The sequence below is a fragment of the Thauera sp. WH-2 genome, from assembly GCF_048321015.1.
Classification (GTDB): Bacteria; Pseudomonadota; Gammaproteobacteria; order Burkholderiales; family Rhodocyclaceae; genus Thauera.
In genome coordinates this window covers 31794-44674 of sequence record NZ_JBLWFG010000002.1, presented here as the reverse complement: position 1 = coordinate 44674, position 12881 = coordinate 31794, and the positions used below count along the sequence as shown (strand labels likewise).

Annotated in this window: 14 protein-coding genes; 4 read left to right on the top strand and 10 right to left on the bottom strand. The window is 67.4% G+C overall.

What is annotated here, in order from left to right; translation table 11 throughout:
* Window positions 1-8 precede the first annotated feature (8 nt).
* The 4 genes from ACNKW1_RS04475 (at window position 9) to cueR (ending at window position 4389) form a co-directional block, all read left to right on the top strand.
* Window positions 9-569: a YceI family protein gene (locus ACNKW1_RS04475; RefSeq protein WP_418363400.1), complete on the top strand. Its 561-nt coding sequence runs from the start codon at window positions 9-11 to the stop codon at window positions 567-569.
* 100 nt (window positions 570-669) lie between these two features.
* Window positions 670-1248, top strand: coding sequence for a YceI family protein (locus tag ACNKW1_RS04470; RefSeq protein WP_418363399.1), 579 nt, complete (start codon window positions 670-672; stop codon window positions 1246-1248).
* 166 nt (window positions 1249-1414) lie between these two features.
* Entirely contained in the window at window positions 1415-3946 is a 2532-nt protein-coding gene (locus ACNKW1_RS04465; protein ID WP_418363398.1) for a heavy metal translocating P-type ATPase, read from the top strand.
* A gap of 14 nt (window positions 3947-3960) precedes the next feature.
* Window positions 3961-4389: a Cu(I)-responsive transcriptional regulator gene (gene cueR, locus ACNKW1_RS04460; RefSeq protein ID WP_418363770.1), complete on the top strand. Its 429-nt coding sequence runs from the start codon at window positions 3961-3963 to the stop codon at window positions 4387-4389.
* Here the strand turns inward: cueR and ACNKW1_RS04455 are convergent.
* The 10 genes from ACNKW1_RS04455 to ACNKW1_RS04410 form a co-directional block, all read right to left on the bottom strand.
* The gene (locus ACNKW1_RS04455; RefSeq protein WP_418363397.1) at window positions 4377-5504 is read right to left on the bottom strand and encodes an aminotransferase class V-fold PLP-dependent enzyme; all 1128 of its coding nucleotides are present in this window, start codon (window positions 5502-5504) and stop codon (window positions 4377-4379) included. The two genes, cueR and ACNKW1_RS04455, sit on opposite strands and share 13 nt — an antisense overlap.
* A 158-nt stretch (window positions 5505-5662) precedes the next feature.
* Window positions 5663-6097 carry a DUF1841 family protein gene (locus ACNKW1_RS04450; protein ID WP_418363396.1) on the bottom strand — a complete coding sequence of 145 codons (435 nt, stop codon included), beginning with the start codon at window positions 6095-6097 and terminating at the stop codon, window positions 5663-5665.
* A 94-nt stretch (window positions 6098-6191) separates the two neighbouring features.
* Window positions 6192-6824 carry an endonuclease III gene (gene nth / locus ACNKW1_RS04445; protein WP_418363769.1) on the bottom strand — a complete coding sequence of 211 codons (633 nt, stop codon included), beginning with the start codon at window positions 6822-6824 and terminating at the stop codon, window positions 6192-6194.
* 17 nt (window positions 6825-6841) lie between these two features.
* Window positions 6842-7555, bottom strand: a complete 714-nt coding sequence (locus tag ACNKW1_RS04440; RefSeq protein ID WP_418363395.1) for an electron transport complex subunit E — start codon at window positions 7553-7555, stop codon at window positions 6842-6844.
* Window positions 7556-7557: 2 nt separating this feature from the next.
* Window positions 7558-8226: an RnfABCDGE type electron transport complex subunit G gene (locus ACNKW1_RS04435; protein WP_418363394.1), complete on the bottom strand. Its 669-nt coding sequence runs from the start codon at window positions 8224-8226 to the stop codon at window positions 7558-7560.
* Window positions 8223-9239: an RnfABCDGE type electron transport complex subunit D gene (locus tag ACNKW1_RS04430; protein ID WP_418363393.1), complete on the bottom strand. Its 1017-nt coding sequence runs from the start codon at window positions 9237-9239 to the stop codon at window positions 8223-8225. Before ACNKW1_RS04430 ends, ACNKW1_RS04435 begins: the two co-directional genes overlap by 4 nt.
* A gap of 7 nt (window positions 9240-9246) precedes the next feature.
* On the bottom strand, window positions 9247-10986 hold the full coding sequence (gene rsxC / locus ACNKW1_RS04425; RefSeq protein WP_418363392.1) for an electron transport complex subunit RsxC: 1740 nt from the start codon (window positions 10984-10986) through the stop codon (window positions 9247-9249).
* Window positions 10983-11534 carry an electron transport complex subunit RsxB gene (gene rsxB, locus ACNKW1_RS04420; RefSeq protein WP_418363391.1) on the bottom strand — a complete coding sequence of 184 codons (552 nt, stop codon included), beginning with the start codon at window positions 11532-11534 and terminating at the stop codon, window positions 10983-10985. The genes rsxC and rsxB overlap by 4 nt, the downstream gene beginning before the upstream one ends.
* A 13-nt stretch (window positions 11535-11547) precedes the next feature.
* Window positions 11548-12132 carry an electron transport complex subunit RsxA gene (gene rsxA / locus ACNKW1_RS04415; protein ID WP_418363390.1) on the bottom strand — a complete coding sequence of 195 codons (585 nt, stop codon included), beginning with the start codon at window positions 12130-12132 and terminating at the stop codon, window positions 11548-11550.
* Window positions 12133-12290: 158 nt separating this feature from the next.
* Entirely contained in the window at window positions 12291-12839 is a 549-nt protein-coding gene (locus ACNKW1_RS04410) for an NUDIX hydrolase (protein WP_418363389.1), read from the bottom strand.
* Between the last annotated feature and the right edge of the window lie 42 nt (window positions 12840-12881).

Here is a 12881-nt window from a genome sequence, read left to right as displayed (position 1 = left end):
CTGACATCATGAAACGCATCGCACTTGCCCTGTTTTCGACCCTCGCCATCGCCACCTCGGGGGCTCATGCGGTGGAATACAACCAGGTGCAGGCCGACAAGAGCCAGATCGGCTTCGGCTACCAGCAGATGGGCGTGTCGATGGAGGGCGCTTTCAGACAGTTCTCCAGCCAGTTGCGCTTCGATCCTGCGGCGCCGGAGGCATCGAGCGCCTTGATCGAAGTCGCGCTCGCCAGCATCGACACCGGCAGCGAAGAAGGCGATGAGGAGGCCGCACGCAAGACCTGGTTCAACACCCAGGACTTTCCGTCCGCCCGTTTCGAATCCACCGCAGTCAGGGCGCTCGGCGCGGACCAGTACGAGGTTGCGGGCAAGCTGACGATCAAGGGGACGACCCGGGACGTGGTCGTTCCCGCACGCTTCACGCCTCAGGGCGAGACCGGCGTGTTCGAAGGCAGCCTCACTATCCAGCGCGGTGACTTCTCGATCGGCGAGGGCGCCTGGAGGGCCTTCGACGTGGTCGCCAACGAGGTCGTGATCCGGTTCCGCATCGTTGCGGCGACCCAGTGAACCGCGTGTCCATTGCGTGCGCAGAGCAACGCGAACCCCAACCCCAACCCCAACCCCAACCCCAACCCCAACCCCAAACCAACCCAGAGAGGATAGAACCATGAACCGTTTCGCCCGATTTTCCGCTGCCCTGATCGTCTCCGTCGCTGCCGCTTCGCCGGTACTGGCGGCGCCCGAAACCTACACCATCGATTCCACGCACACGTTCCCGAGTTTCTCCTACAGCCACTTCGGTATGTCCACCCAGGTGTCGAAGTTCGACAAGACCTCCGGCACCGTCACCCTGGACAAGGCGGCCAAGACCGGCGCGGTCGACATCACCATCGACATGACCTCGGTGAACACGGGCTACGCGACCTTCAACGAGCACATCCAGGGCGAGGACTTCCTCGATACTGCCAAGCATCCGACCGCCACCTTCAAGTCGACCCAGGTCACTTTCGATGGTGACAAGCCAGTCACGATCGATGGTGAGCTGACCATCAAGGGGGTGACCCGGCCCGTGACACTGACCGTGAACCACTTCGCCACCATGCCGCACCCGATGCTGAAGAAGGACGCCATCGGCGCCAACGCCAGCGCCGTGATCAAGCGCAGCGAGTTCAACGCCGGCAAGTACGCACCCAACGTAGGGGACGCGGTGACGATCACCGTTTCGCTCGAGGCGATTCGAAACTGAGCGTGCCGAGGGCTTGCGGCCCGGGCAGGCAGGGGCCACCCGGGCCGCAGCTTCGTTGAGATCCGGAGAACCCCGATCGGCGCTGGCGCGGCTGCGTGCTTGACCTTCCTATCTTGGCAAGGTTTACAGTGTGGGCATGTTGCTGAACGCCCGGGAAGGACCCGCCATGAATACGAGCACTGCCGCGCCCGCCAAGGGCGTCGAGCGCACCCTGAACATCGCCGGCATGAACTGCGCTTCGTGCGTGGCACATGTCGAAAAGGCTTTGCTGAAAGTCGAGGGCGTGCAGGCGGCGAGCGTGAATCTGGCCACCGAGGCGGCAAGCGTGCGCGCGCCGGCCTCGGTGCCGCTGTCGGTGCTGATCGCTGCGGTGGAGAAGGCCGGTTATGCGGTGCGGCGCGACAGGCTGGAACTCGACATCGAGGGCATGAGCTGCGCAGCGTGCGTGGGCCGTGTCGAGAAGGTGCTGCAGCGCGTGCCGGGCGTGGTGACGGCGAACGTGAACCTGGCGGCACGCAAGGCGCACGTCGAGCTCGCCGGCGGCGTACCGACGGCGGCCTTGGTGGCCGCGGTGCAGAAGGCGGGCTTCGGTGCGCGCCCGGCGACCGAGGTGAGCGAGGACGCGCGTGAAGCCGATGCTGCGGCCGAAGCGTCCGCGCTGCGGCGCGCGGTGTGGATCGCGCTTGCGCTCACCCTGCCGGTGTTCGTGCTCGAGATGGGCTCGCACCTGATCCCCGGCATGCACGATTGGGTGATGGCCACGATCGGTCACCGCGAGAGCTGGCTGTTGCAGTTCGTGCTCACAAGCGCGGTGATGTTTGGACCGGGGCTGCGCTTCTTCCGCAAGGGCGTGCCTTCCCTGCTGCGCGGCGCGCCCGACATGAATGCGCTGGTGGCGGTGGGCACCACGGCGGCCTGGGGCTATTCGGTGGTGGCCCTGTTCGCGCCCGGGCTGCTGCCGGCGGGCACGGTCAATGTGTATTTCGAGGCCGCGGCGGTGATCATCACCCTGATCCTGATCGGCCGCCTGCTCGAAGCGCGCGCGCGCGGCAAGACCAGCGACGCGATCCGCCGCCTGATGCGCATCCAGCCGCGCACCGCGCGGGTGCGCAGGGGCGGGCTGACAGGTGCAGAGGTGGTGGAGATTCCGATCGCCGAGGTGGCGGTGGGCGACGTGGTCGAGGTGCGCCCCGGCGAGAAGGTGGCGGTCGATGGCGAGGTGGTCGAGGGGGCTTCGTTTGTCGACGAGTCGATGATCACCGGCGAGCCGGTGCCGGTGGAGAAGCGCGCGGGCGCGACCGTGGTCGGCGGTACGCTCAACGCCCGTGGCGCCTTCGCCTTCCGCGCCACGCGGGTCGGGGCGGACACGGTGCTGGCGCAGATCATCCGCATGGTCGAGGCGGCGCAGGGCGCCAAGCTGCCGATCCAGGCCATGGTCGACAGGGTCACCATGGTGTTCGTGCCGGTGGTGATGGTGCTGGCGGCACTCGCCTTCCTCGCCTGGCTGCTGTTCGGTGCGGCCTGGCTGCCGGCGGATGTGCCGGTGCTGACCTTCGCGCTGGTGAATGCGGTGGCGGTGCTGATCGTCGCCTGCCCATGCGCGATGGGGCTGGCGACGCCAACCTCGATCATGGTCGCCACCGGGCGCGCGGCACAGATGGGCGTGCTGTTCCGTAAGGGCGACGCGCTGCAGTTGCTGCGCGATGCGGCCGTGGTGGCGGTGGACAAGACCGGCACGCTCACCGTGGGCAAGCCGCAGCTCACCGACCTGGTGGTGGCCGAGGGCTTCGCGCGTGCGGACGTGCTGGCGCGGGTGGCAGCGGTGGAGCGTGCTTCCGAGCATCCGATCGCCGAGGCCATCGTTGCCGCTGCGCGCGCGGATGGGCTGGACATCGCGGCCACCGAGGGCTTCGAAGCGGAGGCTGGCTACGGCGTGCGCGCGATGGTCGCCGGGCTGCGCGTCGAGGTTGGCGCCGACCGCCTGATGCGCCGGCTTGGGCTGGAGGTCGATGTGTTTGCCGACACCGCGGCTCGCCTCGCCGACGAGGGCAAGTCGCCGCTCTACGCCGCGATCGACGGTCGCCTGGCGGCCATCCTCGCGGTGGCCGATCCGCTCAAGCCGACCTCGGTGGCGGCGGTGCAGGCGCTGCATGCGCTGGGCCTGAAGGTGGCGATGATCACCGGCGACAACGAACGCACCGCGCGCGCGATTGCGCGCCAGGCCGGGATCGACGAGGTGATCGCGGAGGTGCTGCCCGACGGCAAGGTGGCGGCGCTGCGCAGGCTGGCTGGGCGCGGTGAGGATGGGGAGGCGGCCGGCCGCCGCATTGCCTTCGTCGGCGACGGCATCAACGACGCGCCCGCGCTCGCCGAAGCCGATGTCGGCATCGCGATCGGCACCGGCACCGATGTGGCGATCGAGAGCGCCGATGTGGTGCTGATGTCGGGCGACCTGATGGGCGTTCCGCGCGCGATCGCGTTGTCGCGCGCCACCATGCGCAACATCGGCCAGAACCTGTTCTGGGCCTTCGCCTACAACAGCGCGCTGATCCCGCTCGCCGCGGGGGCCTTCTACCCGGCCTTCGGGCTATTGCTGTCGCCGGTTTTCGCCGCGGCGGCGATGTCGATGTCGAGCGTGTTCGTGCTCGGCAACGCGCTGAGGCTACGTCGCTTCAGCGCCGAGGCGGCGGCGGGCTGAGGGGGCGAGTCATGATGAACATCAGCAAGGCCGCCACCGCATCGGGCGTGTCGGCGAAGATGATTCGCTACTACGAGTCGATCGGTCTGCTTCCGGCTGCGCGGCGCACCGACTCCGGCTACCGCACATACACCGACGAGGCGGTGCATGTGTTGCGCTTCATCCGCCGTGCGCGTGATCTCGGTTTCTCGGTGGCGGACATCGGCGAACTGCTCGCACTGTGGCGCGATCAGGGGCGGGCGAGCGCGGACGTGAAGCGCATCGCGCTCGGACATGTCGCCGCGCTCGAACGCAAGATTGCGGAACTGCAGGGGATGGTGGATACCCTGCGCACGCTCGCTGCGCATTGCCACGGCGATGCTCGCCCGGACTGCCCGATCCTGGCGGACCTGGATGCGGGCGGTGTCGGGCGTGCGTGCTGCGGCACCGATCAGGCGAGCTGATCGAGCGCTTTCTCGAGCGTGGCGACGCTGCGCTCGATATGGTGCAGCTTGTCGAGGCCGAAGAGGCCGACGCGGAAGGCCTTGTAGTCGGGGCGCTCGTCGAGCGCGAGCGGCACGCCGGCAGCGACCTGCAGACCGGCCGCGGCGAACTTGGCGCCGGTCTTGATGCCGTCGTCGGCGGTGAAGCTCACCACCACCCCGGGGGCCTGGAAGCCGGCGGCGGCCACGCTGGTGAAGCCGCGTGCCTCGAGCAGGGCGCGCACGCGGCGACCGAGCTCAAGCTGCTCTTCCTTGACCTTGTCGAAGCCATAGGCCTTGGTTTCGCGCATCACGTTGCGCAGCGTCACCAGGCCGTCGGTGGGCATGGTGGCGTGGTAGGCGTGGGCGCCGCCCTCGTAGGCTTCCATGATCTGCAGCCACTTCTTGAGGTCGCATGCGAAGCTCGTGCTGGTGGTGCCTTCGATGCGCTCGCGTGCGGCGGCGCTGAGCATCACCATCGCGCAGCAGGGCGAGGCGCTCCAGCCCTTCTGCGGCGCGCTCACCAGCACGTCGACGCCGACTGCGTCCATATCCACCCACACGGTGCCCGATGCGATGCAGTCGAGCACGAACAGGCCGCCGACCTCATGGGTGGCGTCGGCCACCGCGCGCAGGTAGTCGTCGGGCAGCATCATGCCGGCCGAGGTTTCGACGTGCGGCGCGAACACCACGTCGGGGCGGTGCTGGCGGATGGCGGCAACGACCTCTTCGATCGGCGCCGGGATGAAGGGTGCCTGCGCCTCGGCGCGTACCTGGCGCGCCTTGAGCACCACGGATTCGGCGGGGATGTTCCCCATCTCGAAGATCTGCGTCCAGCGGTAGCTGAACCAGCCGTTGCGGATCACCAGGGTCTTCTTGCCGGTGGCGAACTGGCGCGCGACCGCTTCCATGCCGAAGGTGCCGCTACCCGGGACGATGGCGACGGCGTGGGCGCGATAGACCGTCTTCAGCGTCGCGGACAGCTCGCGCATGACGCCCTGGAAGGCCTGCGACATGTGGTTGAGCGAGCGATCGGTGTAGACCACCGAGTATTCGAGCAGGCCATCGGGATCGACGTTGGACAGCAGACCGGGCATGGAAACCTCCTGGGGAGCGGGGATTCTTCGAGGAAAACAGGGTGGGGCAAAGGACCGGGGGTAAGGCACCGCGGCCAGCCTGTGCGGCGGCGGTGCATTGGCCCCAAAGCGGTCATTCTAGCGCTTCGCGCGACTTGCGGGCGACGCGGTGCGGAGCCTCAGAGCGCCAGTCCGGCACGCTTGCGCAGGGCAGCGACGTAGGCCGCGCCATCGGGGGGGGTGTTGTTGCGCTGGGCGTTGAACAGCATCTCGCCCAGGCATTCGAGCGCGTCGTGCATGGCCTGGTGGCGATCCCCGCGGTGTGCGCAGGCGGCTTCGAAGGCGGCGCGGATGCCAGGGGGCTGGTCGATCGAGAGCTGCTCCTCGATCGCCAGGTGCAGCGACAGGTGGAGGAAGGGATTGACCTGCCCGGCCTCGGGAGGGAAGTCGCGGTCGATCGCGTCCGGGTCCTCGACGATCGGGTGGTACTCGGGGTGCAGCGCGATGATGTCGGCGGCGATGGTTTCCATCGGCGTCAGCACTTCCCGGGCGCGGGCCTTGCGCCAGGTGTCGATGAAGAAGCTGCGCACCTGATCTCGGCTGGGGTTGAACATGTCGTGTCCTCGGTGTCGTGCGCCCTCGGGCGCGGGGGTGTTCTCATGCGGGTGAAGGCTGCGGTCGCGCGACCGTGGGCGCCCGCATGGACCTTCAGTCGGTCTTGTCGCGGCACAGGCACAGGTCGCGCACGATGCATGCGCCACACTTCGGCTTGCGAGCGGTGCATACGTAGCGGCCGTGCAGGATCAGCCAGTGGTGGGCGTCGAGCAGGTAGTCCTTCGGCACGCGCCGCAGCAGGGCCTTCTCGACCTCCAGCACGTCCTTTCCGGGGGCCAGCCCGGTACGGTTGGCGAGGCGGAAGATGTGGGTATCGACCGCCATCGCCGGCTGGCGGAACACGGTGTTCAGCACCACGTTGGCGGTCTTGCGGCCAACGCCGGGCAGGGCTTCGAGCGCCTCGCGTGTCGCCGGCACCTCGCCGCCGTGGCGTTCGAGCAGCAGGTGCGACAGCGCGAGCGTGTTCTTCGCCTTGTTGCGGAACAGGCCAATGGTCTTGATGCACTCGGCGATGCCTTCCTCGCCGAGCGTGACCATGGCCTCGGGGGTGGGCGCGAGCGCGAACAGCTTGCGTGTGGCGAGGTTGACACTCCGGTCAGTGGCCTGCGCCGACAGCACCACTGCCACCAGCAGCTGATAGGGCGAGGCGTACTCGAGCTCGGTCTGCGGGTTCGGGTTGGCCTCGTGCAGGCGGTGGAAAAACGCGCGGATCGCCTCGCGCTTCATCGATGCCATGCGGGGCGTCAACCCGCAGCCGGTTCGGCGCCTTCCTCCGCCTTGGGCGCCGGCGTGGGCGCGGGCGGCGGGTTGCGGCGCGCGCGCGCGGCCAGGCGGGCGTTGATGGCGTTGAAGGCAGCGATCAGCATGCCGAGCGCGAAGAAGGCGCCGGGCGGCAGGATGGCGATCAGAAAGCCGGGATAGTCGTCGCCGAAAACATTGATCGGCGATGCGCCCGGGATCACCATCTCGATGCCCGACAGCAGGGTGCCGGCGCCGAGCAGTTCGCGGATGGCGCCGAGCAGGCCAAGCACCCAGACCAGCCCCAGCCCCATCATGATGCCGTCGAAGGTGGAACTGAGCGGATCGTTCTTGGCGGCGTAGGCCTCGACACGCGCGAGCACGATGCAGTTGGTGACGATGAGCGGGATGAAGATGCCCAGCACCAGGTACAGGTCGTGGAAGAAGGCGTTGAACGTGAGGTCGACCACGGTCACGAGCGCCGCGATGACCAGGATGAACACCGGGATGCGGATCTCGTAGGGGATGAAGTTGCGCAGGGTTGCGATCGCGAGGTTGGCGACCGACATCACCAGGATGGTGGCCAGGCCGAGACTGACCGCGTTCACCGCGCTGGTGCTGATCGCGAGGATCGGGCACAGGCCGAGGAGCTGCGCGAGGCCGGGGTTTTGCTTCCACAGGCCGTTCCAGGCGATTTCGCGGAATGGGTGTGCAGTCATGTTCATTCTCCCAGCGTGCTGCCGGCCGGCGCGGCAAAGAGCGCATCCATGTGCTCGACGGCGAAGGCAGTGGTGCGCCCGGCGGCGCCGACCACCGCGCGCGCACTGATGGTGGCACCGGTGCGATAGCCGAAGGTGCCGCCATCCTTGCGCACCTTCCATTCGGCGGTGTTAACGTCTTTCCAGGTGGCGATGGCAAACTGGCCGATCCAGGGCATGTCCTTGCGGCGGTCCTTCTTCGGGTCGATGTAGTCGCCCAGGCCCGGGGTTTCCTTGTGATGCGTGACGCGCACACCCGTGAGCAGGCCGCTGGTGTGAACCGCGACGATGAGCGAGATCCGTCCTGCGTAGCCGTCGGTGGCCGCACCTTCGATGATGAGTGCGACCGGTTGCCCGTTCCTGCGCGCACGCCACACACGGCCGCCCTGGTCCATGCCGATCTGCGGGGCAGGGCCGAAGCGCACCACGTCTGCGAGCAGGTCGTTGTTGTAGCTGCGCGGGCGCAGAACCTCGTTGATCAGGCGCATCTGGGCTTCCTGGGCGGAGGCTTCGATGGTGGGGCGCGTGAGCTGGTAGGTGGCGGCCATCATCGCGGTGAACAGCAGCGTGAACACCACCATGATCGCGCCGGTGCGAAGGGCTGTGCGAGTCGCCGAGTAGCGAGCGGTCATTTTTTGCCCTCCCGCGGTTCGTGGCGGTGCCCGAACACCTGTGGCTGCGTCTTCATGTCGAGCAGCGGCACGCAGATGTTCATCAGCAGCACCCCGAAGGCGATGCCCTCGGGGTAGGCGCCGAAGTTGCGGATCAGCCATGCGATGAGCGCAATGCCGCCCGCGAACAGCAGCTTGCCGCGCGGCGTGGTGGCGCCAGACACCGGGTCGGTGACGATGAAAAAGGCCGCAAGCATCGCTCCCCCGGTGGCGAGGTGGAACAGCGGCGAGGCGAAGCTGCCTGGTGCGGCCAGCCAGAAAGTACCGGACACCACCGTCAGGGTGCCGAGGAAGGCCACCGGCATGTGCCAGGTGACGATGCGGGTCGCGAGCAGGAACAGGCCGCCGGCGATGTAGCCGAGCGGCACCCATTCCCAGCCGCGCCCGCCGAGCGCGCCGAAGGCGTCGCCCTTGAGGACCTGGTCTACCGTCTGGGTGCCTGCGCGCAGGCCGGTGCGCAGCGCATCCAGCGCGGTGGCTCCGGTGATGCCGTCGATGTCGCGAGGTCCGCCCAGAATCAGCGAGAGCTGGGTGTCAAAAGGCAGATGGCCGGCGGGCGGCCACTGCGACATCAGCGCCGGGAAGGCGACGATCATCGAGCAGTAGGCGACCATCGCCGGGTTGAAGGGATTCTGGCCGAGGCCGCCGTAGAGGTGCTTGACGGCGACGATCGCCACCAGCACCGCACTGACCGTCAGCCACCAGGGCACGATCGGCGGGAAGCACAGCGTGACCAGCCAGGCGGTGACCACCGCGGACAGGTCGGTGACCGCGATCAGCACCGGCCGACGACGCAGCGCCAGCATCAGTGCCTCGGCGGCAACCGCGGTGATGGTGGAGATGGCCAGGTTGACCAGCACGCCGGCGCCGATGTTGATGACGTGTGCGAGGATGCCGGGCACGAGCGCGACCAGCACGAAACCCATCGTGCGTTGCACGCTGACCGGCTTTCGGACGTAGGGAGAATGGATCATTTCGGGCTCACGGGCGGGGCTCGGCGTCGGTCGTGGCGCGCGTTTCGGCGGACTCGGATTCGGGTGCGGCTGCAACTGCGGCCTCCGCGGAGGGCGGCAGCGCGTCTGCGGCTTCGAGCACCTTGCGGCGCGCTTCGATGTCGGCGATTTCGGCCTGTGTCTGCGGGCTGAGGTTGTCGGTGTTCTGCGGCTTGATCTCGGCCTTCTGTGCCTTGGCGCGGGCCAGCGCGGCAGCGATCAGGGCTTTTTTCGGATCTTCGGCCTCGGCGGCAGCCGGTGCGGTCGATGCGCCCGCGGCCGGGTTCTCGGCCAGCTTGGCCCGCGTCTCTGCGGCTTTGGCCGCGAGCTTGGCGGCCTTTTCGGCCTTCTCACGCTCCTGGCGGAAGTTGCGGAACTCGAAGCGCTCGCGTGCCTGATCGGCGGCGGCCTTTTCGCGCTCGCGCGCCCAGATCTCGCTCTTGGCGAAGCGGAAGTAATCGACCAGCGGAATGTGCGCGGGGCAGACGTAGGCACAGCTGCCGCACTCGATGCAGTCGAAGAGGTGGTATTCCTGCGCCTTGCCGAAGTTCTTCGCGCGGCTGAACCAGTACAGCTCGAATGGTTGCAGCTCGGCTGGACAGGCTTTGGCGCATTCGGTGCAGCGGATGCAGGGTTGCTCCGGCGGGGCGGGCGGGAACAGTTTGGGGGACGCGGCGATGATGCAGTTGCTGCCCTTGACCACCGGAACGTCGAGGCGCGGCATGGCAAAGCCCATCATCGGGCCGCCCATGATGTAGCGGTCGGTGTCGGCTTTCGGGTGCGCGAGCGTGAGCAGGTCCTCCACCGGCGTGCCGATCGGGACTTCCCAGTTACCCGGGTTTTCGGCATTGCCGGTAAGGGTGACGATGCGGCTCACCAGTGGCTCGCCGTGCGCGATCGCGCGATACACCGCATGCGCGGTGCCGACGTTGAAGCATTGCACGCCATAGTCGCCGCCGAGCTTGCCGTAGGGGATCTCGATGCCGGTGAGCACGCGGATCAGTTGCTTCTCGCCACCGGCCGGGTAGAGCGCCGGCACGGGCACGATGCGCACCGGACCTGAAGCTGCACCGGCTGCCTGCTGCATCGCGGCGATCGCCTCCGGCTTGTTGTCCTCGATGCCGACCACGAGCTCGCGTGCGCCAATGAGCTCGCGCAGGATGCTCGCGCCGGCGAGGATGTCGGTCGCGCGCTCGCGCATCAGGCGGTCGTCGCAGGTGATCCAGGGTTCGCACTCGGCGCCGTTGAGGATCAGGATCTCGATGCCGGCCCCTTTGCCGAGCTTGACGTGACTCGGGAAGGTTGCGCCGCCCAGACCGACGATGCCGCAGTCGCGCAGCCAGGCGAGCGCCTCGCCACGGCTCGCGTTGTGGTAGTCGAAGGGGGCGAGTTCGACCCACCGGTCTTCGCCGTCGGGCTTGATCACCACGCAGCGGGTGTCCAGTCCGGACGGGTGGGCCATGGGGTAATCGCCGATCTCCAGCACGGTGCCCGAGGTCGGGGCGTGGACCGCGGTGCCGAGCATGCCTTCGGCTTCGCCGATGCGCTCGCCCTTGAGCACCTTCTGGCCGGGTTCGACCATGCATGCGGCGCTGGCGCGCGCGCTCTGGCGAAGGGGAACGATCAGCCGGGCGGGCAGGGGCGCGCGCCGGATTGCCGGCGTGCAGGACTCATTCTTGTGCGCGTCGGGCTTTATGCCACCGTGGAATCTGAACAGTCGCCCGATCATGATGCCTTCCTGATTTCGACCACCGGGTACTTCCATTTCCAGGTCTGTACGGTATCCGGGACGGCGACCATTTCGATACAGTCGACCGGGCAGGGCGCCACGCACAGCTCACAACCGGTGCACAGGGGGCTGACCACCGTGTGCATCTGCTTTGCGGCGCCCACGATGGCATCGACCGGACAGGCCTGGATGCACAGCGTGCAGCCGATGCAGGTCTGCTCGTCGATGACCGCCACCGCCTTGGGTTTCTCGACGCCGTGCTCTTCCGAGAGCGGCTTGAACTCTCGCCCGAGCAGGTCGGCGAGCTTGCGCACGCCTTCCTCTCCCCCCGGTGGGCACTGGTTGATTTCGGCCTCACCCTTGGCGATGGCTTCGGCGTAGGGCTTGCAGCCGGGGTATCCGCATTGGCCGCACTGGGTCTGCGGCAGGATGGCGTCGATCTTCTCGACCAGTGGATCGCCCTCGACACGGAAGCGGATTGCGGCATAACCGAGCACCACGCCGAGCACGATGGCGATACCGGTCATCACGAGGATTGCAGTGAGCATGCTTACGGCGGCCTCAGTGGAAACGATCCAGGCCGGCGAAGCCCATGAAGGCCAGGCTCATGAACCCGGCGGTGATCATCGCGATCGCAGTGCCCTTGAAGGGCAAGGGTACGTCGGCACCGTCCAGGCGCTCGCGGATGCCGGCGAATAGCACCAGCGCGAGCGTGAAGCCGACCGAGGATCCGAATCCGAACAGCAGAGACTCGAGCAGGTTGTGCTTCATGCCGACGTTGAGCAGCGGCACACCGAGTACCGCGCAGTTGGTGGTGATCAGCGGCAGGTAGATGCCCAGCACCTGGTGCAGCAGCGGGCTGGTCTTCTGGATCACGAGCTCGGTGAGCTGGACGATGGCCGCGATGACGACGATGAAGGACAGTGTGCGCAGGTAGGCGAGGTCGAAGGGTTGCAGCAGGTAATGGTCGATCAGGTAGCTCGTGCCGGAGCCTAGGGTGAGCACGAAGGTCGTCGCCGCGCCCATGCCGATTGCGGTCTCGAGCTTCTTCGACACGCCCATGAACGGGCACAGCCCGAGGATACGGACGAGTACGACGTTGTTCACCAGGACGGCGCCGATTACGACGAAGATGTAGCTGGTCATGATCCGCGCGCAGAGTGGGGAAGGGGAAAGGAGGAGTGGGTGAGGTCGGCCTTTTGACTCTGAGCGCGATTATCCTCCGCGCGGCAGGGGGGCTCAACCCTGATGCACTAATAGGTTTATCAGGCAGATTGAGGCCTGTCGCCGGCTGGCTCCGGCACTCAGCGCCATTCGAGCGGTGGCGGCGGCAGGCTGGCGGTGTGTACCTGCCAGCGTCCGGCCCGCCGGTCTTCGAAAAAGTGGCGCAGGCTGAGCGAGATGGAGCGGAAGGCGATCTGCTCCCAGGGGATCTCCTGCTCGGCGAACAGTGCCGTCTCGAGCGACTCTTCCCCGGGGCGGAACTCGGGCTCGATCAGCCGGGCGCGGTAGATGATGTGCACCTGGCTGATGTGCGGAACGTCGATCAGGGTATAGAGTTCGCCCACCTCGATGCGGGCGCAGGCTTCCTCCAGCGTTTCTCGGGCGGCGGCCTGGGCGGTCGTTTCCTCGTTTTCCATGAATCCGGCGGGCAGCGTCCACTTGCCATAGCGGGGTTCGATCGCGCGCCGGCAGAGCAGGACCCGATCCTCCCAGGTTGCCAGCGCGCCGACGACGACTTTGGGGTTCTGGTAGTGGATGGTTCCGCAGTGTTCGCACACGTGGCGAGGGAAGGTGTCGCCGGCCGGAATGCGGAAGGCGACCTGGCTACCGCAGCTCGAACAGTATTTCATGGGCTTGCGCTTGTGAGATTTTCGGCGATTCTAGCCCGCTTC